Below are 23,684 nucleotides of genomic sequence, written 5' to 3'. Positions count from 1 at the left end.
TCTGCCGAGTCGGGACCGACGTGCTGCTACCACCGCCGAACCGCCGCGGTAATCAGGAGGACGGCACCGACGATAGCCGCCCACAGCCAGCCGCTGTCGACGCCGGGGAATGACGTCCCGAGCGGTTCGATGACGCCGACGCCCGGCCCGGCCTCGACGGTCACTGTACCGACCGTCGAGCCGCCGACCGCGAGCTCGTACTCGCCTTCGGTCTCGGGGGTGAATGCGAGGTCGGTCGTCACCGACTCCCCGGCCGGCACCGTCACCGACCGGGTGTCGACGACCTGCCCGTTGGCGGTGAGCCGGAGGGTCGTCGTGTTATCCAGCAACCCCTCGTTGTCGAGGGTGACGGTCGCGCCGACAGCATCGCCGGGGGCGACCTTCTCAGCGGTCACCGACCGCTCGGTGATCTCGACGGGCCGCCGGTCGGAGCCGATCGGGAACACCGACAGCCCCGGCGACTCGCTTTCGAACCAGTAGTGGGTCTCGTTGTCCCTGAGCTGGCGGGTTTCGAGGGCGTTCCACCCCGACTCGTTGCGTCGGTAGAGGGCGAGTTCGTCGGATTCGGTCGCCCGGTTGTCGAGGTAGGATTTGGCCACCCGGAATTCGAAGTCGACCTGCGACAGCGACTCGTCGGCAGCGGTCGCGTCCACTTCGAGGTAGCCGATCGGGAGCCGCTGGGTCGACCGCTCGAAGTCGGCGACCGTCTCGGACCGGGTGTCCGTCTCGGTCTCCCCATCCCTCGTGGTCCGGATCCGGCCGTACTCGTAGCTGGCCGAATCAAGCCGGTAGGATGCCGACTCGTCGACGGTCATCGACACCGACTCCAGCGAGAGGTTCTCGGTCCGCGAGAGCGACGACAGCCCGGTCGTCTCCTTGTTGAGGTCGACTGGCTCGCCACTTGGGGGGTTCTCGACGACGATCGACGTAGCCGTCTCGCGGACGTCGACCGGCTCGTCTTCGTTGACGTCGTCCGAGTCGTCGCCCCCGTCGACAATGATCCGTGTCGTCGAGTCACTAGAGCCACTGCTATCGGGCTCCGGTTGTGGGAGCGAGCCGACCGGGAGCGACACGTTTCGATGTGGACCGTCAGGAACTGCAAGTTCGAGGCCGACCGTGGAGTCGGCATCCGCCTCGGTCGACTGGTAGACCGTCGTGACCCCACCACTGGCGTCGCTGGTATCGTTTGCTGCCGAGAGCGTTCCGTTGCCGCCGTGGCTGAACTCGACGGTGGCCCCCTCGAAGCCGACGTCGACCTGATCGCGGACCGTCGCCGAGACAGTCACGTTGTCGCCCGGATCAATCGAGTTCGGATCGAGGCCAACGTCGGTGATCGCAACCGGTTCGAGTGCAGTCACCTCGACGGTCGTGTTCGCTTCGATGCCGGTCTCGGTAGCGACGGCCGTGATCGTCACGTTGCTATCAGCGTCGACTCGCGCCGGTCCGTAACTCGCCGCAACGGAACCGGTCGCGTCGCTGGTGTCGGTCGACGGCGTCAATGTGCCGTTTCCGCTCTCGAAGCGCACCTCGGTATCGGCCAGCGACTCGTTGTGCTCGTCGACCACATCGGCGCTGACCGTTGTTGTCTCATTAGGCCCGATCGTCGACGGCGTGGTCGTCACGTTTTCGAACCCCTGTGGTGTCGGCCGAACGTCGAACTCGACCGTCGTGTTGGCGCTGCCGTTGACCGATTCGAAGGTCACGCCGACGGTTTGGCGGACGTCCGACTCGTTGGCCCTATAGGTCGTGTTGACGAGGCCGTCGTCCCCGCTGGTCACGTTTGTCGCGCCGAGCGTGCCGTTTCCGTCGGTCTCGACGGTCACGTTCCGGCCCGGCAACGGCTCGTCGAGTTGGTCGCGGACCTGCGCGCTCAGGTTCGTTTGGTTGCCCGCGACGATCTCGCCGGGCGCGGCAGTCCCGTTGTCGAAGCGCGTCGGCAGAAGCTTCGATACCTGCACCGTCGCGTTCGTCTCAACGCCGGTTTCGTTGGCGATCACCGTCACCGTCACGTTGCTGTCGGCGTCCTCTCGGGCCGGCTCGTAGGTCGTCGACACTGCTCCCGACTGGCTGGTGTTGGTCGATGGGGCGACCGTCCCGTTCCCGTCGGTTCGGAACGTGACGTCCACACCGTCCAGCGATTCGTTGCGCTCGTCGACCACGTCAGCGCTGACCCGCGCCGTCTCGTTGGGCTGGATCTCCGGCGGGTCGACGCTGACGTTCTCGAAGCCCTGCGGCGTCGGCCGGACGAAGAACCCGACTGATGTATTGGCAGTCCCGTTGTCCGCCTCGAAGGTCACGGTGACCGTTCGGTTGACGTCCGACTCATTGGCCCTGTAGGTCGTGTTGACCCAACCGTCGTCGCTCGTCACAGTGTCGTTGCCGAGCGTGCCGTTCCAGTCGGTGTCGACGCTCACAGTACCGCCGTCGAACGGATCGCCGAGCTGATCGCGCACTCGCGCACTCAGGTTCGTTCGGTTACCTGCGGTGATCTCGGCGGGCGTTGCATCGACGTCGGTGAACGTCGTCGGTTCGAGATCCAACACCCGTAGCGTCGTGTTCGTCGACGCGTTGGTCCGATTGGCAGCAATCGTGATCGTCGCGTTTTCGGCGGCGGTCGGCCGGAACGTCGCGTCGACCGTGCCGTTGGAGCCGCTCGTGGCGTTGTCGACCGTCAGCGTGCCCGTCGCGTTCGTCTCGAAAGTGACTGCCTCTCCGGGGAGCGGTTCGCCGAACTGATCCTCGACAGTCGCGTTGATCGTTGCCGTCTCGTTCGGCTCGACCCGCGCCGGCGTCGTACCCGCGTCGGCGATCGCCACCGGTTTGAGATCGTCGACCTGAACGGTCGCGTTCCGTTCGGCGTCGGTGTCGGTCGCGTTGATCGTGACCGTCACATTGCTGTCGGCGTCGGCACGGGCCGGGTCGTAGGTCGTTGAGACGTTCCCGTCGCTGCTATTGTCTGTTGACGGGGTGACGTTTCCTTCGCCGTATGGTTCGAACGAGATGTTTGCACCAGTCATTTTCGTGTTGTTTTCGTTCAGTACCGTCGCAGAGATGGTCGCTGTCTCGTTGGGGTCGACGGGTGTTGGGATGACGTTTATATTCGTAATATTGTCGGCATTTTCAGTAACCTCAATCAATTTCACGACTGAGTCTATATCTTCAGTAGCAGGGTCAATAATGAACCTGACGCCAGTATCTATATCTTCCGGGACTATACTAATTTTTGTTGATATATTCCCATCTGTTCCACTAGTGTCTTCACCCGGATAAACAGTTGAATCTTCAAAATTTCCGAATTCGACATCTTGTCCTGAATATGGATTGTCTGCCTCATCAACAACAGTCAGCGAGATATTGATCTCGTCTCCCGGATCTGCCTCGTCGGGGATTCCGTTTATACCCTTAAGATCATACGGGTTAGCCGTTACATTGACTGTCAGGTTCGTCTCGGCGTCGCTGCCGGTCGCGTTGAGCGACACTACGACGGTCGTGTTAGCATCATTTCGGTCGGCTCGGTAGGTCGTGTTGATCCACCCATCATCGCTCGTTACGGTCTCATTACCAAGTGTGCCGTTGCCCTGTGTGACGTTGAACGTGACGTTCGCATCATCCAGTGGCTCACCGACCTGATCGAACACGCGAGCACTGAGATTCGTTTCGTTATCCAGCGTGCCGACGCTGTTGAGCGGATCGATCTCATCAGAGTCCGTCGACCGGTTGCCGAACGATTCGATGGCCAACTCGTCGACCGCGACCTCGACGGTCGTGTTCGCGCCGGTTTCGGTGGCGTTAATGTCAATCGTGACGTTTCCGCCGGCGTCGTCCCTCGTGGCCGTGTATCTGGCTTCGACCGTGCCGTTGTCTCCACTGGTGTTGGCAATCGACTCGACGGTTCCATTGCCGTCATCGCTGAAGCTGACGTTCTCGCCTTCGATCGTCTGGTCCAGCGAGTCGTAGACCGTTGCGGTGATCGTCGACGTGTTACCGGGAGCGACCGTCGACGGCTCGCCGCTCGCGTCGCGGATCGTGTCGGCATCCAAGCGGTTGACCGAGAGGGTTGCGGTCGCGTTCGCGCCGGTTCGGTTGGCCTCGATCGTGATGGTGACGGTCCCGTTGGCATCCTCGTCGTCGGGCGTGTACGCGGCCTTGACCGTCCCGTTGGCGAGACTCGTGTTCACGATCGGGTCGACCGACGTGTTGCCGTCGGAGTCGAAGGTCACGTTTGCACCCTCAAGTTCGTTCGCGTCTTCGTCGAGAACGGTGGCGTTGATGATCGACCGCGTGCCGGCGTCGACCGTCGCCGGGTCGGCGGTCGCGTTCACGATCGCGTCGGCGTTGGCAGTGACAGTGACGTTCTGAGTCGCCTCGACGCTCCGGTCGGTGGCGTTGATGGTGACCATGACGGTCTCGTTGGTGTCACTACGGGCCGCTTGGAAGGTGGCGTTGACCCAGCCGTCGGAGTCGCTCTCGTCGTCGACGTCGGTCAGCGTGCCATTCTCGGAGTCGGTGGTGAAGCTGACGTTCGCCCCCTGTAGTGGCTCGCCGACCTGATCGAACACGCGGGCGCTGATGTTCGTCGTGTTGGTCCGGTTGCCGGTGTTTACGGGGTCGATCGCCTCGGGGGCCGCCGAGGCGTTGATTGTGTCTGCGGCCCGCTCACCGACGGTGAACGCGACCGTCCTGTTGGCGTCAGTCTCGTTGGCGGTGACGTCAATCCGAACTTCGGTGTCGGCATCCGAGCCGTTCGGGGTGTAGGAGGTGTTGAGCCAGCCGTCGTCGGTGCTGGTAAGGCCGGTATCGTCGAGCGTCCCGTTGGCCGAGGCCTTCGTGAGTGCGACGCTGGCGTTTCCGAGTGGGGTATCGGACTCGTCGAGGACCTGCAGGGCGATATCGGTCGACTCGTTGGGCTCGGGAACCTCGGGAGTGATCGTCGCCTCAGTGAAGTTCGCCGGGTTGGCCGTCACTTCGACGTCGACGGTGGCGACCACCTCGCGGTCAGTCGCGTTGATGTAGATGGTGTCGGTCGTGTTGGCGTCCGAATCGTTGGCAGTGTAGGTGGCGTTGACGAGGCCACCGTCGACGCTCGTGTTCTGGACTCCCGAGAACGTCGCGTTGCGAGTGCTGGAGAAGTTTACTGTCGACCCGTTGAGCGGCTGGTCGAACTGGTCGTAGACCGTCGCGTTGATTTCGGTCGTGTTGCCGGGGTCGACCGCGCCGACCGTGAGAGTCGTCTCGTTGATCGTCGTCGCCGCCAGCGGCGGCACGTCGAAGGTGGTCGTGTTCGTGGCGGTGGTGTTGGTCGCGTTGAATGCCAGTTCGATGGTCTCGTTGGCGTCCTCGCGGACCGGATCGTACTTGGTTTCGACGAGGCCATCACCGTCGCTTTCGACGGTCGCGTTCGTGACATTCCCAGATCCGTTGAGTGCGGTGATGGTTATTTCCGCCCCGTCGAGTTCGGTCCCCGATTCGTCGAGGACGGTCGCGTTGATGTCGACCGTCTCGTTCGGCTGCTCGTCGGGGACTGCGTTCAGGTCGGAGATCCGGTCGGCGTTGGCAGTGACGGTGATCGAGACGTTCGTCTCGGCGCTGCGGTCGGTGGCGTCGATGGTAACCGTCACCGTTGTGTTGGCGTCGCTGCGGTTGGCCACGTAGGTCGCGTTGACCCAGCCGTTCTCGTCGCTCTCGTTTTCGACGTCGGTCAGCGTGCCGTTCTCGGAGTCCGTCGAGAACGTGACGTTCGCCCCCTCCAGTCGGTCGCCGACCTGATCAAGCACGCGAGCGCTGATGTTCGTCGTGTTGGTTCGGTTCTCGTCGTCGACGGGATCGATCTCGGGTGAGGCTGCCGAAACGTCGACGAACGACTCGGCGGCGCGTTCACTGACGTTGAACGCGACCGTCGTGTTGGCGTCGGTCTCGTTTGCGGTCACGTTGAGCCGGACCTCGGTGTCGGCGTCCGACCCGTTCGGCGTGAAGGTGGTGTTAAGCCAGCCGTCGTCGGTGCTGGTGAGGCCGGTGTCGTTGAGCGTGCCGTTGGCCGAGCCCCTCGTGAGTTCGACGCCGGCGTCCGGCAGCGGGTCGTCGGACTCGTCGAGCACTTGGAGGGCGATATTGGTCGACTCGTTAGGCTCGGGCTGCTCGGGGATGATCGTCGGCTCGGTGAAGTTCGCCGGGTTGGCAGTCACTTCGACCGCGACGGTGGCGAACGCTTCGCGGCCGGTCGCGTTGATGTAGATCGTGTCGGTGGTGTTGGCGTCAACGTCGGCAGCCGTGTAGGTGGCGTTGACGAGGCCGTCGTCGTCGCTCGTGTTCTGGACCGCCGAGAAGGTCCCGCTGCGCTGGCTGGTGAACGTTACGTCCGACTCGTTGAGCGGCTGGCCGAACTGGTCGCGGACCGTCGCGTTGACCTGTGTCGTGTTGCCGGGGTCGACTTCCGTAACCGTGAGGTTCGTCTCGTTGATTTTGGTCGCCGCCAGCGGCGGGACATCGAAGGTGGTCGTGTTCGTGGCGGTGGTGTCGGTCGCGTTGAACTGTAGTTCGATGGTCCGGTTGGCGTCGTCGTAGACCGGCTCGTAGGTCGTCTCGATGAGTCCGTCGTCGCTCCTGACAGTCCCGTCGGTGACGTTGGTCGACCCGTTGAGCGCGGTGATGTTTATGATCGCCCCGTCGAGTTCGTCCCCGGATTCGTCGAGCACGGTTGCGTTGATTTCGACCGTCTCGTTGGGTTCGCCACCGGGATTGGCGTTCAGATCGGTGATCCGGTCGGCGTTAGCAGTGACGTTCACCTCAATCGTCGCATTGACACTCCGGTTGACGGCGTCGGCCTCGATTTCGACCGTCGAGCCGGCGTCGCTGCTGTTGGCCGTGTAGGTCACGTTCGCCCAGCCGTCGTCACTACTGTTTGTCGAACTCGTGTTGAGATCGCCCGTGCCGTTTGTCACGGTAAACTCGATCTCGGAGTCGTTGAGTCGGTCGCCGACCTGATCGAGTACCAGCACGCCGACGGTCGTCTCGTTGTCGCGGTAGGTGGTGTTGAGAGGGTCGACCTCGGCGGGATCGGCAACGGTTCGGTTGAACTCTTCGGCGGCGCGCTCGCTGACGTCGAACGTGACCGTCTCGTTGGCGGTGGTCGCGTTGGCGGTCACATTGATCGTCACCGACTTGTTGGCGTCCTCGCCGCTCGGGGTGTAGGAAACGTTGGCCCAGCCCGCGTCGGTGGCGTTGAACCCGGTCCGGTTGAGATCGCCCTCGCCGTCGCTGACGTTGAATGCGACGCCGACGTCGCCGAGTGGGTCCTCGGACTCGTCGCGGACCCGGAGGGCGACCGTCGTCGACTCGTTGGGCTCGGGCGGCTCGGGGTCGACCGTCCGGTTGGTGAAGGTCGTCGGGTTGGCCGTCACGTTGAACGGGATTTCGGTCTCGACGCCGGTCGCGTTGGCCGTGATGTTGGCCACAATCTCGATGCCGGCGTCGGCGTCGGCGGCCTCATAGGTCGTGGTCACCCACCCCGTCTCGTTGCTCGTGTTCGTCGGCGGCGAGAGCGTGCCGTTGCCGTCGGTCCCGAAGGTCACGTCCGCGCCCGCTGCGTCGCCGCCGGTTTCGTTGCCGACGAACGTCTCGTTGAACTCGTCGAGCACCCGCGCCGAGAGCGTCGTCTCGTTGCCGGGGTCGACAGCCTCGAGTGTGACGGTTTCGTTGTCGAAGCCGGCCGGCGACAGCGCGCTGACGTCGATCGTGACTGTCCGTGTCAGCTCTGTTGCGGTCGCGTTGAGTTCGACCTCGACGGTCCGGTTGGCGTCGGTCCGGTTCGGCTCGTAGTCGGCCGTCACGAAGCCGTCGGTGTCGCTCTCGTCGCTCGTCTCTATGCTTCCGTCGAACGTTCCGTTCCCCACAACGCGGGTGAAGTCGATCGTCGCTCCGTCGTATTCGTCTCCGGACTCGTCGAGGACCGTCGCGTTGATCTCGATCGGATCCGAGGGGTCCGCCGGCGGGGTGGCGTTGATCGCCTCAAAGCGGTCGGGGTTGGCGGTGACGTTGATCTCGATGCTCGCCGTCGCGTTCTGGCCCGTGGAGTTGGTCGTGTTGGCCTCGATGTCGACCGTGACGTTCGTGCCGGCATCGCTGCGGTTGGCCGCATACGTCGCGTTGACCCACCCCGTCTCGTTGCTCGTCGACCGGTTGACCGTGAGATTCCCATCGCCGTCGTCGCTGAACGTCACGTTCGCGCCGGGCAGCGGCTCGTCGAACTGGTCGAGGATCTGCGCCGAGAGGTTGGTCACGTTGGCCCGGTCGCCGGTGTCGACGGGGTCGATCCGTGTGGGGCTGGCCGTTCCGTTGGTGATCCGCTCGGGCAGCAGCGACCCGATCTCGACGGTCACGTTCGTGGTGGTGTTGGTTGCGGTCGCGTTGAGCCCGATCGTGACGTTCGTGTCGGCATCGGTCCGGTTCGGTTCGTAGACCGCCTCGACGAATCCCGTTTCGTTGCTGGTGTTTGTCGTCGTGGTCCCGCCGCCGATGAACGTCCCGTTACCGGCGGTCACGTTGAATTCGACCGCTTCGTCGGCGATCGAGGTGTTCGACTCGTCGACGACCTCGGCGCTGATCGTCGTCGTGTTGCCGGGGTCGACCGGGTCGGGGGTTGCGGTGGCCCCCTCGAAGCGGTCGGGGTTCTGGCTCACGGTGATTGAGACGTTCGTCTCGACCTCGCGGTCGGTGGCGTTGACCGTGACGTTCACCGTCGAATTGGCGTCCCCGCGGGCGGCCGTGTAGTTCGTGGTCACCCAGCCGGTGGCGTTGCTCGTGTCCCCGCTGGCCGTGACGTTGCCCTCGCCGTCGTCGCTGAAACTCACGTCCGACTCGTTGAGCGGGTCGCCGAACTGGTCGAGCACCTGCACCGAGACGTTGGTCTCGTTGCGCCGATCGCCGGTGTCGACGGGGTCGATCTCGCTCGGCTCGGCGGTCCCGTTTGCGAACCCGCTGGCCGCCAGCGGGCCGACATCGAGGGTCACGTTCGCCAGTACGCTCCGATTGGCTTCGGCGACGATCCCGAGGTCGACCGTCGTGTCGGAATCGTTGCTTGCCGGGGTGTAGTCCGCGCTGACGCTTCCCGCCCCGTCGGTCGTGTTCGAAACCGCCTCGAAGTCGGTGCTGCCGTTGGTCTCGAAGCTGACGTTGGCCTCCGGCAGCGGGTCGTTCGACTCGTCGCGGACGGTTGCCGTGATCGTCGTCGACTCGTTTGGTTCGGGGGCCAAGTTCGTCGCCGTCGCGTCGGTGATATTGGTTGGGTTGGCCGTCACGTTGATCTCGACGACGGCAAAGGCGTCCCGATCGTCGGCACTGGCGTTGATGTAGACGGTGTCGGTCGTGTTGGCGTCCGCATCGACCGCCGTGTAGGTGACGTTGACGAGCCCGCCGTCGACGCTCGTGTTCTGGTCGCGGTTGAACGTCCCGTTGCGGGTGCTGGTGAAGTTCACCGTCGATCCGTCGAGCGGCTGGCCGAACTGATCCCGGACGGTCGCGTTGATTTCGGTCGTGTTGCCGGGGTCGACATCCGCGACCGAGAGACTCGTCTCGTTGATCGTGGTTGCGGCCAGCAGCGGGATCTCGAAGGTCGTCGTGTTCGTGGTGTTGGTGTCGGTCGCGTTGAATTCCAGTCCAATGGTTTCGCTGGCGTTGCTTCGGTTCGGGGTGTACTCGGTTTCGATCAGGCCGTCGGCGTTGCTCGTGACGGTCGTGTTCGTGACGGTTCCGGAGCCGTTGAGCGCGGTGACGTTCACCGTCGACGCGTTGAGTTCGTTCCCGTCCTCGTCGAGGACGGTCGCGTTGATCCCGACCGTCTCGTTGGGTTCGTCACCGGGAACCGCGTTCAGCTTGGTGATTTCGTCCGCATTGGCAGTAACCTCGACTTGGATCGTCTCGGTGACGTTCCGGCCGGTCGCGTTGGCCTCGATGTCGACCGTCGAGTTGGTGGCGCTGCGGGTGGCGCTGTAGGTCACGTTCGCCCACCCATCGCTGCTACTGTTGATCGAACTCGTGTTGAGGTCGCCCGCGCCGGCAGTCACGATGAACTCGATCTCGGTGTCGTTGAGCGTCTCGCCGACCTGATCGAGCACCTGCACGCCGACGGTTGTCTCGTTGTCGCGATAGGTCGCGTTGATCGGGTCGACTTCGGGTGGGTCGGCGACCGTCTGGTTGAACTCCGCGGCGGCGAGTTCGGAGACGTTGAACGTGACCGTTTCGTTGGCATCGGTCGTGTTGGCGGTCACCTCGATGTCGACCGAGTCGTTGGCGTCCGAGCCGTTGGGGGTGTAGGAGACGTTGACCCAGCCGGCGTTGGTGGCGTTGAAGCCGGTCCGATTGAGGTCGCCGTCGCCGGTGGTGGAGAACTCGACGCCTGCATCCGGAAGGGGACTGCCGGACTCGTCGCGGACCCGGAGGGCCACCGTCGTCGACTCGTTTGGTTCGGGTTCCTCGGGGTCGACCGTCCGATCGGTGAAGTTGGTGGGGTTCGCGGTCACCTCGACGTCGACGCTGGCCGAGGCGTTCCGATCGTCGGCGCTGGCGTTGATGTAGATGGTGTCGGTCCGGCCGGCGTCCGAATCGTCGGCGGTGTAGGTGGCGTTGACGAGCCCGTCGGCGTCGCTCGTGTTTTGCATCCCCGAGAACGTCCCGTTGTATGTGCTAGTGAACGTTACGTCCGACCCGTTGAGCGACTGGCCGAACTGGTCCCGGACCGTCGCGTTGATCTCGGTGGTGTTGCCGGGGTCGACTTCGGTGACCGACAGGCTCGTCTCGTTGATTTTTGCCGCTGCCAGCGGCGGGATGTCGACGGTCGTCTCGTTTTCGACACTCGTATTGACGGCGGCAAACGTCACGTTCAGCGTCCGGTTGGCGTCGTCTCGATCCGGCGTGTAGGTCGTATTGACGAGGCCGTTTTCGCTCGTGACGTTTCCATCCTCGATGGTTCCGGATCCGTTGGTGGTGATGTTTATTATCGCCCCATCGAGCTCGGTGCTGTTTTCGTCGCGGACGGTCGCGTTGATCGACACCGTCTCGTTGGGCTCGTCGCCGGGGGTCGCCCTGAGAGCCGTGATCTCGTCAGCATTGGCGGTGACGTCGACCTCAATCGTCTCGGTGACGTTCCGGCCGGTGGCGTTGGCCTCGATGTCGACCGTCGAGCCGGCGTCGCTACGGTTGGCCGTGTAGGTCACGTTCGCCCAGCCGTCACTGCTGTTTGTCGAACTCGTGTTGAGACTGCCCGTCCCGTTGGTCACCTCGAAGTCGATCTCCGAGCCGTTGAGCCGGTCGCCGACCTGATCGAACACCAGCACGCCGACGGTCGTTTTGTTGTTTCGGTTGGTAGTGTTGAGCGGGTCGACCTCCGGCGGGTCGGCGACCGTTTGGTTGAACTCGGCGGCGGCGCGCCCCGAGACGTTGAACGTGATCGTCCGGTTGGCGCTGGTCTCGTTGGCGGTCACCTCGATGGCGACCTCGGTGTCGGCGTCGTCGCCGGTCGGCGTGTAGGTGGCGTTGATCCAGCCGCGGTTGTCGCTCTCGGTCGGCACGGCTTCGAGACTGTTGTTTCCGGTGGTGACGTTGAGTTCGATCCCGGTCCCGTTCAACAGCGAGCCCGACTCATCGCGGACCCGGACGGACACGTTGGTCGACTCGTTCGGTTCGGGCCGCTCGGGGTCGACGGTTTCGTTGGTGAACCGATCGGGATTGGCGGTGACGGTGACGGTCGCGTTCGCCGCCGCGTCGGCATCGTCGGCCGTCACGTCGATCTGCACGTCGGTTCCCGCGTCGTCGCCGGCGGCCGTGTAGCTCGTGTTGGCCCATCCCTCGTCGGTCGTGTTCAGATTCGTTTCGTTGAGTTCTCCCTCGCCGCCGCTGGCCTCGATGCTGATGTTCGCCTCCGGCAGCGGGCTGCCGGACTCGTCGAACACTTGCGCGCTGACGGTCGTCTCGTTGCCGGGGTCGATCTCCGAGGGGTCGACCGACGCGTCGATACGGTCGGCGTTGGCGGTCACGTTCAGCGTGGTCGTGTTGAACACGTCCGTGCCGTCGGCGCTCACGTTGATCGTCACCGTCCGGTTGGCCGCCGAGCCGTTCGGCGTGAACGTCGTGTTGACCACGCCGTTTCCGCCGCTGGTTGCGTTCTCGGAACTGAACTCCCCGGCGTCGACGTCGCCGTCGATGGTGGCGTTAAACGTCACGCTCGCGTTGTCCAGTAGATTCCCGGCCTCGTCGAAGACCTCGGCGGTGACGTTCACCGCCTCTCCGGGGTCGGGGGTCGGCGAGTCGGCCGAGACGTTTCGGATCGCGTCGGCGTTGGCGCCGACCGCGACGGTCACGTTCGTCTCGGCGTTGGTCTCGTTGGCCGCGATGGTGATCTCCACGTCGCTGCCCGCATCGCCGGGCGCGGCTTCATAGTTGACGGTGATGTTCCCCTCGCTGTCGGTGTCGACCTGTGTGGTGCTCAGGTTGCCCGCACCGGCGGCGTTGATGTCGACCGTCCGGTTCGCCAGCGACGCGTTGAACTCGTCGCGGGCCTCCGCGGTCACGGTGGTGTTCTCGCCGGGGTCGACCGTCTCAGGGCTGGCCGATTCGTCGGCGAAGTCGACGATCGACAGCGGCGCGAACGTGACCGTTTCGTTCGTCTCGGCGTTGGTTCCGGGCGCAAGTGTCAGTCTGACCGCCGAATCGTTGTCCGCCCGGTCGGGGACGTAGGTCGTGTTCACGTACCCCGTCGCGTTGCTTGTGGCGTTCTCGCGGATGAACCCGCCGGTTCCGTTGGTCCCGAAGTCGACGGTCGTGTCGTTGAGCGGGTTGTTGGCTTCGTCAAGGACTCGCGCGGTGAAACTGACGTTCCCGTCGGCTGTGGGGTCCTGTGGCTCCGCGGTGACGTTGTCGAAGCCGGCGGTGTTGGCGGTGACGTTGATCGGGATCGTCGTGTTGGCGTCGGTCTCGTTGGCGGTAATGTCGACTGTGACTGTTCGGCCAGCGTCGGTGTCGACCGCCTCATAGGTGGTGTTGACCCAACCGTCGTCGTTACTGGTTACAGTTGTTTCAGTTAGATTCCCATTTCCGTTATTTATCTCGAATATGACTTCAGAATTGCCAACAAACGGCTCGTCGATTTCATTGAAACCACGTGCTGAAATGTTGGTCTCGTTGCCGGGGTCGACAGGGTCGGGTTCAATTGTCCCATTGTGAATGTTCTCTATACTGAATTCAACATAGAACTCTTTGTCAACAGCATTTCCGCCAGATATCACATATACCTCTGTAGTACTACCAACATCATCTCCAGTTGGAGTATAATTGTATGTAGCTACTCCTGTGTTGTCGCTTGTACCACTTATTCTTTGAACTTCCTCACTATCTCTATAAATCGTAGCATCTTCCTCTACACCTTCGACAGGTTCGCTATCATTGAGAAATTCTACGCTAATTACTATATCTTCACCGGGGCTTGACCGATTCGGATCGATACTGATAATATTTACTTCGTCGACCTCCTCGCCATTCTGCGCCGAGACCACCCCCACCGCATCGTCGACCACGGCCACGCCGGCGGTCCCGGCTACGAAGAGACAGACCGCAACCACGAGTCGAGCCGTGGGGTCCGGTACGGCCGCCATCGCGTTTCACCTCTGTAGACGGCGGGCCGGCCGTTGTCCGCTCGGGCGTACGTCGACGGACCGGCGGCTATGCCGACCGATGACTGCCCGTATTGCCGGGGGGTGCCGGCGGGGACGACCGCCGGATAGGCCCCAGACGGGAGGGGAACGATACATAGTGAATCGACCGGTCGAGCCGTGACAGTCCCACCTGTTGTCGACACGGACGCCGGTTCGAGGTATCTTATCGCTGATGTAGATAGTCCTACCTGATTAAACATTCGATACTACCGGTCTCGACACTGTAACGTCGGAACTAGCCTACGGATGGATTGTTCCCGCGTTCCGTAGCCCACTTATATCAGAACTCAATACGGTTAGACAGATGTTGTCACTGCTCGCAATCGCTGGCATCCTCGTCGCCGTGTTCGTCGGGTTCAATATCGGTGGCTCGTCGACGGGCGTAGCCTTCGGCCCCGCAGTCGGCAGCCGGCTCGTGCGCAAAACGACCGCTGCAGGGCTGTTCACGGCCTTCGGGTTCGTCGGCGCGTGGACGGTCGGCCGCAACGTCATCGACACGATGAGCAGCAGTATCGTCCCCGCCGCGCAGTTCACGCCGGTCGCCAGCGTCGGCGTCCTCTTTTTCACGGGCCTCTCGCTGCTTGTTTCGAACCTCTACGGCGTCCCAGCGTCGACCTCGATGACGGCGGTCGGTGCGATCGTCGGTCTCGGGCTGGCCACCGGGACGCTCAACGAGGCGCTCATGTTTACGATCCTCTCGGCGTGGATCGTCGCCCCGTTGGTCGGCTTCGGTAGCGGGGCGCTGATCGGTCGCTACGTCTACCCGTATCTCGACCGCCGCGTCGCGTTCACCCAGTTCGACGCCCCGCTGTTCCAGTTGGATCGCTCCGGGAGGCTCCCGCGGCTGACGGTCAACGGCAACGCCTCCGCGACCGATATCGTCGGCTCGGCGATGGTGCTGGTCATCGCCTGCTACATGGCGTTTTCGGCGGGGGCCTCCAACGCCGCCAACGCGGTCGCCCCGCTGGTCGGCCAGCAGGGGCCGCTGACAGTCGACCAGGGCGTCCTGCTGGCGGTCTTCGCCTTCGGGCTCGGCGGGTTTACCATCGCCCGGCGAACGCTCGAAACGGTCGGCGACGACATCACAGAACTCCCGATTTTGGCCTCGCTGATCGTCTCCATCATCGGCGGCACGATCATCACCGTCCTCTCCGTCTTGGGAATCCCTGCCAGCCTCGCGGTGAGCACGACCTGCTGTATTATCGGATTGGGCTGGGGCCGCGCGAGCCGCGCGGTCACCGTCTCCGAACTCGCGACGCCCACTCCCGACACCCAACCCGAGTTGGACGTCTCGACCGGTGCGCTGGTGGCCTCCCGAACCGAGGGCGTCCCGACGAGCCCGACTGTCGGCGATCTGGCGCGTGGCGAGGCTCCCGCCGAGCAGTCCGCCGCCGACGTGCCCGAGATTCCGGATATCGGCGAGGAGGGACCGGCGGAACTCGACCGCCGGAGCCTGTTCGATCCGACAGCGGTCACCCGGATCGTCTCGATGTGGGTGCTGACACCGACGCTATCGGTCGTTGGGTCGTATCCGCTGTTCCTCGTTGTTCTCTGAGACGGTCGGTCGACACGGACTACCGTCGACCCCGCGGTCGTGCCGAGCCGTTAGCTGCCCAGCAACCGGAGGACCACCGAGACGAACAGGACGACGAGCGATGCGAGTATCGCAAACGGGGGCAGTGGGACGAACAACAGGACGATCCCGAGCAGAAAGCCGAGCGTACTGAGTCTGACCATACGGCGTCGACGACGAGAGGCCGCCTACCGATTGTGGCCTTCAGGCCGACAGTCCCGATCGGTTAGGCGTCGACGCCGTGGACGCGTTCTTTCTCCTCGTCGTCCAACGCGGCGATCTCCTCGTCGGAGAGCACCTCCAGCCCACGGTTGTTGATCGCGTGGGGGTCGAGATGGATCTCGTTCATGTACTGCTTGTACAGCCGCTCGGCGGTTTCGCCGTCCTTCTGCTTGTCGGAGGCCTTGTCACAGAGTTCGACGAGGTTCTCGGGGACGTCGTTCTCGTGGACGATCCAGTGGTTGATCAGATCCGAGAGCCGCCGGATCGGGCTCGTGAAGTGGCCGTAGATATCGAAGTTCAGCGCGTGGTGGCCGCCGAAGGGGTCGTTCATGTATTTTGCGCGTGGCATCACCTTCAGCACCGCCCGCTGGATCTTGTTGAGTTGGCGGCCGGGCGACTCTTCGAGGGCCGCGTTGACGGCCTTCCGCGGGTCGTCCCACGAGCTGCCGGGAATCGAGACGCCCTCCATCTCTTGGATCTCACGGAGCGCGTCGTTCCACTGATCGGGCGTCGGCTGTGGGTGGACGCGGTACATCGCCTCGACGCCGCGGCCCCACATCAGCTCGTGGGTGACGGCCTTGTTCGCCTTCAGCATACACTCCTCGACGATGGTGTGGGCGCGATCACGCGCCGGGTTCAACACGAGCGAGCCGTCCTCCTTCCGCTGTTCGTGGAGCTGTTCGGCCAACTCGAAGACGAGCGCACACTCCTCGTGAAGCGGGGCTCCCTCCTCGTCGATCCGATCTTCGGCCTGCGTGTAGGTCATCCGCTCGTCGCTGTGGATGACGGATTTGTAGATGTCGACCTCCTCGAACGACAGCGTCTCCCGGTCGATCGTCATCTCGACGGTGTGGGCCAATCGGTCCTCGTTGGGGACGAGCGAACAGACCGTCTCTGCAAGGACTGGCGGGAGCATATGAACCGTGTAGGCGGGGAGATAGACGGTGTTACAGCGTTCGAGCGCCTCGGCCCACATCTCCGAGCCGGGGTGGACGTAGTGGCTGACGTCGGCGATGTGGACCCACAGGGTGTAGTGTTCGTCGTCCTCGTCGATACTGATCGCGTCGTCGAAGTCCTGGGCGTCTGCGGGATCGGTCGTCCACGTCGTCAACTCGCGGAGGTCCCGCCGGTCGTCGAGTTCGGCCTCGATCTCGTCGTAGACGTCCTCGGTTCGCTTGCGGGCCTCCACGAGTACGTCACTTGGGAACGCGTCGCGGATCTCGAACTCCTCGAACAGTTCCTCCCGTTTGTCGGCCAACTGATCGGCGATCGATTCGGTGATCCGGACCGGCCCTTGGCCCTCGGCCGTGCCGGCTTGGGCCTGCTCATCTGACATACCTCCCTCAATGGGGGTCGGATAGAAAGACGTGTCGGGGGCGGGACGTTGCGGTCAGGATTCGTGGTGATCGGTCGACCGCTCGGGGTCGACGGCGGCCAGATACCGGTCGAGGAACTCGGCCTGCGAGAGCCCCGCGGCTTCGATCTCGGTCAGGGTCGCTTCAAGGTCGCCGCGCGGCTGGTGGCACAGTTCCCGGAAACAGTCCTTACAGAAGTGCTCGAACTCCTTGTCGTGTCGCTCCCATCGGTTGCCCTCCTTGTCGTACTCACGCGCCTCCGAACGCGGGACCGACTCACCACAGGCGGTACAGCTCACCGTCGTCCGACCCTGATTGCTCCGGGCGCGCCACATACCACTCCCTTTCGTTCGAACCCACTTATCGTTTGTTCCTCCCCGTCTGACGGGTGTACGACGACGTTTCGGCGTCGACACGACCGCCGGTCGGCGCGGAACGGTCGATTTATTCGGTGGGACGGCCACCCACTGGTATGCAGGTCAAATCCAGACACCACCTCCGGAGCGACGCCATCTCCTCGCTCCAAGCGTCCCTCGACGAGGCGTTCGGAGCCGAGGTCACCGGCGACAGTTTCGAACTCGTCGAGTTGAGCGACACGCCCTTCGACGTCGTCCTCGTCGACAGTGAGCAGTTGGTCGCCGAACTCGACGACGAACCGTTTCTCACCGTCCAGGGCGCAAACGCCTTCCCGCCGACCGAGTCGGTCGTCACCGTCGACGCCGGCGCCGTCGAGTTCGTCTCCAACGGCGCGGACGTGATGCGGCCCGGCATCGTCGAGGCTGACGCCGACATCGCGCCCGGTGATCTGGTCGCTATCGCCGAGGAGACCCACGGCAAAGTGTTGGCGATCGGCCGTGCGCTGACCGACGGCGATGACATGGTCGGCGACTCGGACAAGGTCGTCGAGTCGATCCACCACGTCGGCGACGATCTCTACACGTTTTCGGTCTGAGTTATTCCGGCGAGACGTCGCCGACCTCGTCGGCGTAGGCTTCGCGACTCTGTTCGTATCCCAGCAGCGCCGCCTCGTAGGTCGTCCGTAGATCCGCGACCGGCGTCTCGCTGGCGTCGACGCGCAGGTCGTTGTAGAACGTCCGGGGGGTCGGCTCCGCGGTGTCGACCACCCGGACGGCGGCACTCCCCACGGTCAGCGAATCGCGTCGGTCACCGCCGGCTTCGACGCCCGCCGCCAGCGCGTCGATCAGCCGCTCGGCCAGCGGCAGGTCGCCGAAGGCCGTCGTCTCGTAGCTCCTCGCGGTCGCCGCAAGCACGTCCTCGCTGGCCAGCAGGTTGCCGGCGGCGGTGAACTGGCCGGCCTCGCGGTGGCCCGCGAACTCGACGCAACCGCTGCCGGTGACGGCGACGCTCCCGTCGGCGTCGACGCCGTGGATCTGCCGGTTGCGGCGATTGTCGTCGGCCGCCAACAGGGCGTCGACCGCGTCGTCGACCGCGAGGCCGTCGGCGAGATAGGCCAGCGTTCGGTCGCCGAGCCAGTCGCTGGCGTGGCTCTGGACCGCCACCGCACCGTGTTCGGAGACGAACGGACAGATCGCGCCGACCCCCGGCAGCCGGGTCGTGACCGCCACGCCGAACCGGAACTGTCGACCGTCGTCGGTCCGGTAGGGTTCGCGGACACACAGACTGAGGGTCATACGGACCCCTCTATGCCTGTGGTGAAGCCACTTTGGGAGTCGCCGCCGACGCGGGGCGTCTGACGTAAGAACTAATGGGTAACCCGCGCCCATAGAGGGTATGGGTATCATGAGTAAGATTCTCGGCGGCAGCGACCAGCGGAACGCCGAGGACTACGTCGAACTCGACCTCGACAGCTTCGAAACTGCCACCGGCGGCGCTGGGCCCTCCGTTCGCATCGCCGAAATCGCCGGCCGTCAGGACGTGATTCCGATCAAGGACACCGTCTACGACGGGGATCTCGTCATCGCCGATATCACCCGCCACAGCACGCAGGACCGCACCGTCGAGCAGATCATCGACGAACTCCGGCAGGTCGCTGAGGAGGTAAACGGCGACATCGTCCAGAAGGGCGACGACCAGCTCATCATCACGCCGACCGGGATCTCGATCTCCCGCGAGAAGCTGTAACCGCAGCTACCAACCGGTGTTCGGCCGCTCGCTCGCCCCGACGGCGCGATACATCGAGCGGTAGTGCCAGATCTTCCGGAGCAAGAAGAGTCCGAAAACCCCGTCGAAGACGATGACGAAGACGAAAAACGCCGCCAGCGGCGGGAGTCCGAACGCCGAGGCGATGGCAAACGAGCCCAGTCCGACCGTCGAGTTGTAGGTCGCGTGGATGACCGCCGCCAGTAGGAGCCCCTTAACGATAATGGGGCCCCTGTTATCGGCGTTGAATTTGGCTAATCCGAGGTAGTAGCCGGCGACCGCCGAGTAGATGACGTGGCCCGGCCCGGCGAGCGCGCGCACCGCTGTGATGTCGCCGCCCGCGAGGATGGCTCCGAGGCCGAGGCTGAGTTCGGCGAGTTCGCCGGCCTCTTCGAGTTGAGTGACGATATACAGCGAGTTCTCGATGGTCGCAAAGCCGAGCCCGGAGATCGCACCGTAGACCGCGCCGTCGACGACCGAGTCGAACCGGGCGTCGGTGTAGGCATACAGCCGCACCGCCAGCAGTTTCACTGCCTCCTCGCCGGGGCCGACGATCAGGAAGTAAAACAAGACGAGTCCGAGCCCGCCGAGCGGCGCGAACAGCTCGCGGGCGTAGCTGTTGACGATGGCCGCGAACGTCGCAAACAGGATCGAGAGGATGAACGTCGCCACCAGCAGCGACAGCGGCTCGCCGGAGGTCACGTCCGACCGGTAGACGTAGGCCGCCAGCGCCAGCGCCGGGATCACCGACAGCACCGTCAGCAGCCCGACGGCCGGCTCGCTGATCGCTGTGAGGCCGCCGATACCGACGAGGATGCCCAACGCGAGCAGGACGACGACCCACTTGGCCGTCCGAGTCAACAGCCAGTAGAGGGCGACCGCCGCGCCGTCGACCGAGGTTCGTTCCTCCCAAGTCGCCACGTCGTAGAGGTCCCGGCTGCCGTCGTCGGCTGCCTCGACTGGATCCTGCCGGTCGCGCATAGCCGTCCTTCGGCCGCCCGGAACTAAGGTCTTCTCGATGCGGTAGCCCGCGGCCGAACGGACCTTTCAAATCCGCCGGGGTCGAACCGCCGCCATGTTCGCGCTGCGAGCGGCCACAGTCCCACGCGACGGCCCCACCGAGACCCCCGGGCCGTCCCGAACGACGACGACCGCGCGAGGAGAGAGCTATCGATGAGCGACGAGTCGACCGACGCCGACACGTCGGATTCCCCCCACCGGGTCCGGATCCGAGGCATCTACACCACCGCGCTCACACAGCGATGTCTCGATGCCGGCTGGCAGGTTGTCCAGGCGTCCGGTCCGATCGAGCGTCGGTTCGACGAGGCGTTCGGCACGGACGCCCACGACGTGGCGATCGAGACGACCGCCGACAGGCAGGGCGTCGGCGTCCACGGCGCGCCGGCGGCGGTCGACGCCGCCGCCGAACTCGTCGGCGACGTGGGGATCGACGCCCTCCGGTGGGCCGACCCCGCGCCCGTAGGGGCGGTGTTCGACGGGCAGGTCACTGACACCACGGGCCGCGGTGCGGTCGTCGACCTCGGGGACTGCGAGGGGTATCTCCCCTTCCGGCGAGTCGACGGCCATGTCGAGACTGGCGATTCGGTCCGGGTGCAGGTCGAGGAGGCGGCCGCGCCGTGGACCGACGACCGGCCGCTGGTCGACACCACGATCGAGGTCGCCGGTGGACTGGTGACGCTCGTCCCCGGCGACGGTGAGCCGACCGTCGACACCCGCGACGAATCGGCGGCCCGCGAACTCGTCGGGATGACGGACCTACTGGGCGTCGAAGCCCCCGACGGCTGGCGGATCCGATGGACCCACGCCGCCACGGAGGCCTCGATGGATGCCCTCGAAGCCGCCCTCGATCGGACCGCCGACCGGGCCGCCGACCTGACCGCGAGCCTCGGGACCGGCGGGCTCGACGGCGGACTCGCGGCCGCCGGCGACGCGCCCGACGAACTCGCGGCCCCGGCCGCGGGGGCGTGGATCTGGTTCGGCCGCGAATCCAGATTTGGGCTCGACGAGATCCGCAGAGCGGTGACGACGACGATGCCGGGCCACCACCGGATCAAAGCGGGCTCCTCGGATGCGAGTGCGGGCGTCGACTTCGTCGAAGCGCTCTGTGCGCCCGACGGCGCGTTCCCCTTCGAGACGGTCGCCGACACCTTCGGGCCGGCGGAGGGCGATGACGTCGAAATCGCCCACGGCAAACCGGCGGGTCACTGTATCAGTTTGGGCTCGGGGACGGTCACCGACCGCGACGCCGAGAGTCTCACGGTGCGCCGTTCGCTGTCGGGCGGCGGCACGTACGACGGCCTCGGCGTCGACCGCGAGCACGGCGACACCGCCACGACGACGTTCCGCGAGGGCCGATGGTGGTATCCGACCGTCTACCGCGACAACGAGGGGACGGTCAAGGGAACTTACGTCAACGTCTGTACCCCCGTCGAGTGTTTCCCCCAGTCCGTGCGCTACGTCGACCTCCACGTCGACGTGCTCAAACACGCCGACGGGACGGTAGAGCGGGTCGACGACGACGAACTCGATGCCGCGGTCGAGGCGGGTGACGTGCCCGAACCCCTCGCCGAGAAGGCCCGGTCGGTGGCGTCGGCGCTGGAAAACGCCCTCTGAACCCGCGCCGATAGCCATCGTCGAACGTCGAAAATCGTCGGCTAAAGATGTACAAAAGGCCAACAAACTCGCTGAACGTTCGTGAATAAAAGCTTTTACTCGTTGGCGAGTTATGATCCGACAACAATGACTACGATTATCTGCGACCACGTCACGCGCCGACGGGAGGGCAATACGCTGTGAGCACCGATCGCCCGTCGACACACCGGTTCGAACGCGCGCTCCATGAGGTCGACGACGCGATCGTCGCCTTCGAACTCGTCGGTCGGGACGAAGACAGCCGCTCGCAGGACGACGCCGAACCGATCGTCACCGACGCCAACCACGCCTTTCGGGATCTGTTCAGCCCGGACATGAAGCGTGTGCTTGGGCTGCCGCTCAACGAGTTGATCGTCCCCGTCGACAGACAGACCGAAGCCGAGCGATTCGACCGCCGGACGGCGGCCGGGCAACACACCGTCGCCTTCGTCGACCGGACCACCACCGGCGGCGAACGGACCCTCTGTTACTGTGGGGTCCCGACCGGGCCCGATCGTGGGCTCGCGGTCTACACGCCTGTCACCGGCGATCGGGAGGCGGCCCTCGAAGCGGTCGTCGACCGTGTGGCCGACCTCGCCGAGCGGCCGACGACGCGGGTGACCGCCGCCTCGGCCGACCGGGTCCGCCGGTTCGCCGCAGGGCTCCGGCAGTCCGGTCGCCTTGGAGCGTCGGTCGACGCCGACGATCAGGAGTCGGCGGCGAAGTAGCTAGTGAACAGTCCCGAAAAGAACGCCGCGATCGCGACCGAGAGGGCGACATCCGTGAGGCTGTACTCCTCGCCCTCCTCGGCGAACGCGACCGTGATGCCGACGCTGATGAGGAGCGAGACGATACCGTTAGTGAGGTGTTTGAGGCAGCCCATACTCAAACATCGGACTCCGAACCTATAGCTTTCGGGGATTGCAGGGTCGATAAAACGGAAAATCGGCGTCCGGTTAGCGGGCGGCGGCGGCGACGCGTTCGCGTTCTTCCTTCTGGTTGATCGCGTAGGTGCCGACGTCGTAGTCGGCCGCGCCGGTAAGCTGCTGGGCGAGCGCCTCGGCGGCACTCGTTTTCGACTTGTAGCTGGCGTTTTTCGTGCCTTCGGCGAGGAATTTGAGGGCCTCGTCGACCCGTCGCTGCGGGGCGACGTCGACGGCCTTCGGCACCGAGATCCCGCCGTACTTGAGGCGGACGGTCTCCTCACGCGGGGCGGCGTTCTCGACGGCGGTGACGAGCACCTGCACCGGGTTTTCCTCCGTGCGGTCGTGGACCTGCTCGAAGGCGTCGCGGACGATGTTGGTCGCGCGCTGTTTCTTGCCGGTGTTCTCCTCGGTCTGCATCAGGCGGTTGATCAGCCGCTCGACGATCGAGATCTCGCTTTTCTCGAACTGTTTCGAGGCGTGTCGACCCATCGTGTGGGCGATCGGCGTCACGTTGAGGTAGCGCCGGGTACTGGGGTCGTCGTACTCGATGTCGTCGACCGACCAGACGCCGAACAGCTGTGCGCCCTCGACGGCCGACTCCTCGGCCTCGTCGGCTTCGGTTTCGGCTTCCGCTGCTTCGGCGTCGACCGCTTCTTCCTCGGGGGCGTCGGATTCGCTCTCGGACATTATCGCACCGGTTTCTCGGCGTTACCGCGAACGAGTTCGATCATCGAGACGCCGTTTACCTTCTCGACTTTGTAGTTGACACCCGAAAGGTCGCCCATCGCACGACCCTTCGCGCCACCGATCCCCGCGATCGTGACCTCGTCGTGTTCGTCGATAAAGGAGATCGCGCCGTCACCGGGACAGAAGGCGGTGACCTGTTTACCGTTCTTGATCAGCTGGACCCGGACACATTTCCGGATCGCGGAGTTCGGCTGCTTTGCTTCGATGCCGACCTTCTCGAGGACGATCCCGCGGCCCTGCGGTGCGCCTTCGAGGGGGTCGGACTTCTTTTTGAGCCCGCGCTCGCGTCGAGCGTACTCGGAGTCGGACCAGCGTCGCTTCTGCCGGTCCTTGTTGAGCTTCCGGGCGGCGTATTTGCCGTTAGCCATGTACCCCCTCGTTTCGGACG

The 23,684-nt window shown here is 64.5% G+C and carries 14 protein-coding genes; 5 read left to right on the top strand and 9 right to left on the bottom strand.

Going from position 1 to position 23,684, the window contains the following annotated elements; all coding sequences use genetic code 11:
- Positions 1 to 26: 26 nt before the first annotated feature.
- Positions 27 to 13,274: an Ig-like domain-containing protein gene (locus tag NKJ34_RS00805; protein ID WP_253736361.1), complete on the bottom strand. Its 13,248-nt coding sequence runs from the start codon at positions 13,272 to 13,274 to the stop codon at positions 27 to 29.
- A gap of 730 nt (positions 13,275 to 14,004) precedes the next feature.
- Between NKJ34_RS00805 and NKJ34_RS00800 the strand changes: the two genes are divergently transcribed.
- On the top strand, positions 14,005 to 15,255 hold the full coding sequence (locus NKJ34_RS00800) for an inorganic phosphate transporter (protein ID WP_253736360.1): 1,251 nt from the start codon (positions 14,005 to 14,007) through the stop codon (positions 15,253 to 15,255).
- 50 nt (positions 15,256 to 15,305) lie between these two features.
- Here the strand turns inward: NKJ34_RS00800 and NKJ34_RS00795 are convergent, their stop codons facing one another.
- The 3 genes from NKJ34_RS00795 to NKJ34_RS00785 form a co-directional block, all read right to left on the bottom strand.
- Complete coding sequence (locus NKJ34_RS00795; protein WP_253736359.1) at positions 15,306 to 15,437, bottom strand: transporter; 132 nt, start codon at positions 15,435 to 15,437, stop codon at positions 15,306 to 15,308.
- A gap of 62 nt (positions 15,438 to 15,499) precedes the next feature.
- Complete coding sequence (locus tag NKJ34_RS00790; protein ID WP_253736358.1) at positions 15,500 to 16,831, bottom strand: ribonuclease catalytic domain-containing protein; 1,332 nt, start codon at positions 16,829 to 16,831, stop codon at positions 15,500 to 15,502.
- 54 nt (positions 16,832 to 16,885) lie between these two features.
- A complete protein-coding gene (locus tag NKJ34_RS00785) occupies positions 16,886 to 17,185 on the bottom strand; it encodes a DUF7562 family protein (RefSeq protein WP_253736357.1) in 300 nt (99 codons plus the stop codon).
- Between the two features lie 137 nt (positions 17,186 to 17,322).
- Between NKJ34_RS00785 and NKJ34_RS00780 the strand changes: the two genes are divergently transcribed.
- A complete protein-coding gene (locus NKJ34_RS00780) occupies positions 17,323 to 17,802 on the top strand; it encodes an RNA-binding protein (RefSeq protein ID WP_253736356.1) in 480 nt (159 codons plus the stop codon).
- A gap of 1 nt (position 17,803) precedes the next feature.
- Here NKJ34_RS00780 and NKJ34_RS00775 read toward each other — a convergent pair whose 3' ends face one another.
- On the bottom strand, positions 17,804 to 18,502 hold the full coding sequence (locus tag NKJ34_RS00775) for a DUF1028 domain-containing protein (RefSeq protein WP_253736355.1): 699 nt from the start codon (positions 18,500 to 18,502) through the stop codon (positions 17,804 to 17,806).
- Positions 18,503 to 18,602: 100 nt separating this feature from the next.
- Here NKJ34_RS00775 and NKJ34_RS00770 point away from each other — a divergent pair, with 100 nt between their 5' ends.
- Complete coding sequence (locus tag NKJ34_RS00770; protein WP_253736354.1) at positions 18,603 to 18,953, top strand: cell division protein SepF; 351 nt, start codon at positions 18,603 to 18,605, stop codon at positions 18,951 to 18,953.
- A gap of 6 nt (positions 18,954 to 18,959) precedes the next feature.
- Here NKJ34_RS00770 and NKJ34_RS00765 read toward each other — a convergent pair whose 3' ends face one another.
- The gene (locus tag NKJ34_RS00765) at positions 18,960 to 19,952 is read right to left on the bottom strand and encodes a PrsW family intramembrane metalloprotease (protein ID WP_253736353.1); all 993 of its coding nucleotides are present in this window, start codon (positions 19,950 to 19,952) and stop codon (positions 18,960 to 18,962) included.
- 192 nt (positions 19,953 to 20,144) lie between these two features.
- Between NKJ34_RS00765 and NKJ34_RS00760 the strand changes: the two genes are divergently transcribed.
- Together NKJ34_RS00760 and NKJ34_RS15820 are read left to right on the top strand one after the other, a co-directional pair.
- Positions 20,145 to 21,605 carry a ribonuclease FAU-1 family protein gene (locus tag NKJ34_RS00760; protein WP_253736352.1) on the top strand — a complete coding sequence of 487 codons (1,461 nt, stop codon included), beginning with the start codon at positions 20,145 to 20,147 and terminating at the stop codon, positions 21,603 to 21,605.
- A gap of 179 nt (positions 21,606 to 21,784) precedes the next feature.
- Positions 21,785 to 22,351, top strand: coding sequence for a PAS domain-containing protein (locus tag NKJ34_RS15820; protein ID WP_253736351.1), 567 nt, complete (start codon positions 21,785 to 21,787; stop codon positions 22,349 to 22,351).
- On the opposite strand, the gene NKJ34_RS00750 is transcribed toward NKJ34_RS15820, so the two are convergent.
- The 3 genes from NKJ34_RS00750 to NKJ34_RS00740 form a co-directional block, all read right to left on the bottom strand.
- Entirely contained in the window at positions 22,330 to 22,506 is a 177-nt protein-coding gene (locus NKJ34_RS00750; protein ID WP_253736350.1) for a hypothetical protein, read from the bottom strand. The two genes, NKJ34_RS15820 and NKJ34_RS00750, sit on opposite strands and share 22 nt — an antisense overlap.
- A 73-nt stretch (positions 22,507 to 22,579) precedes the next feature.
- A complete protein-coding gene (locus NKJ34_RS00745) occupies positions 22,580 to 23,236 on the bottom strand; it encodes a 30S ribosomal protein S7 (protein ID WP_253736349.1) in 657 nt (218 codons plus the stop codon).
- The gene (locus tag NKJ34_RS00740; RefSeq protein ID WP_253736348.1) at positions 23,236 to 23,664 is read right to left on the bottom strand and encodes a 30S ribosomal protein S12; all 429 of its coding nucleotides are present in this window, start codon (positions 23,662 to 23,664) and stop codon (positions 23,236 to 23,238) included. Before NKJ34_RS00740 ends, NKJ34_RS00745 begins: the two co-directional genes overlap by 1 nt.
- Positions 23,665 to 23,684: the final 20 nt, after the last annotated feature.

The organism is Halohasta salina, assembly GCF_024178165.1.
In the GTDB taxonomy this organism is placed as follows: domain Archaea; phylum Halobacteriota; class Halobacteria; order Halobacteriales; family Haloferacaceae; genus Halohasta; species Halohasta salina.
This window is presented reverse-complemented; position numbering and strand designations above follow the sequence as displayed.

What these genes read in the sequence shown, in the direction of transcription:
- NKJ34_RS00800 (WP_253736360.1), top strand. Translation starts at nt 14,005, where the DNA reads ATGTTGTCACTGCTCGCAATCGCTGGCATCCTCGTCGCCGTGTTCGTC.
- NKJ34_RS00795 (WP_253736359.1), bottom strand. Translation starts at nt 15,437, where the DNA reads ATGGTCAGACTCAGTACGCTCGGCTTTCTGCTCGGGATCGTCCTGTTG.
- NKJ34_RS00790 (WP_253736358.1), bottom strand. Translation starts at nt 16,831, where the DNA reads ATGTCAGATGAGCAGGCCCAAGCCGGCACGGCCGAGGGCCAAGGGCCG.
- NKJ34_RS00785 (WP_253736357.1), bottom strand. Translation starts at nt 17,185, where the DNA reads ATGTGGCGCGCCCGGAGCAATCAGGGTCGGACGACGGTGAGCTGTACC.
- NKJ34_RS00780 (WP_253736356.1), top strand. Translation starts at nt 17,323, where the DNA reads ATGCAGGTCAAATCCAGACACCACCTCCGGAGCGACGCCATCTCCTCG.
- NKJ34_RS00775 (WP_253736355.1), bottom strand. Translation starts at nt 18,502, where the DNA reads ATGACCCTCAGTCTGTGTGTCCGCGAACCCTACCGGACCGACGACGGT.
- NKJ34_RS00770 (WP_253736354.1), top strand. Translation starts at nt 18,603, where the DNA reads ATGGGTATCATGAGTAAGATTCTCGGCGGCAGCGACCAGCGGAACGCC.
- NKJ34_RS00765 (WP_253736353.1), bottom strand. Translation starts at nt 19,952, where the DNA reads ATGCGCGACCGGCAGGATCCAGTCGAGGCAGCCGACGACGGCAGCCGG.
- NKJ34_RS00760 (WP_253736352.1), top strand. Translation starts at nt 20,145, where the DNA reads ATGAGCGACGAGTCGACCGACGCCGACACGTCGGATTCCCCCCACCGG.
- NKJ34_RS00750 (WP_253736350.1), bottom strand. Translation starts at nt 22,506, where the DNA reads ATGGGCTGCCTCAAACACCTCACTAACGGTATCGTCTCGCTCCTCATC.
- NKJ34_RS00745 (WP_253736349.1), bottom strand. Translation starts at nt 23,236, where the DNA reads ATGTCCGAGAGCGAATCCGACGCCCCCGAGGAAGAAGCGGTCGACGCC.
- NKJ34_RS00740 (WP_253736348.1), bottom strand. Translation starts at nt 23,664, where the DNA reads ATGGCTAACGGCAAATACGCCGCCCGGAAGCTCAACAAGGACCGGCAG.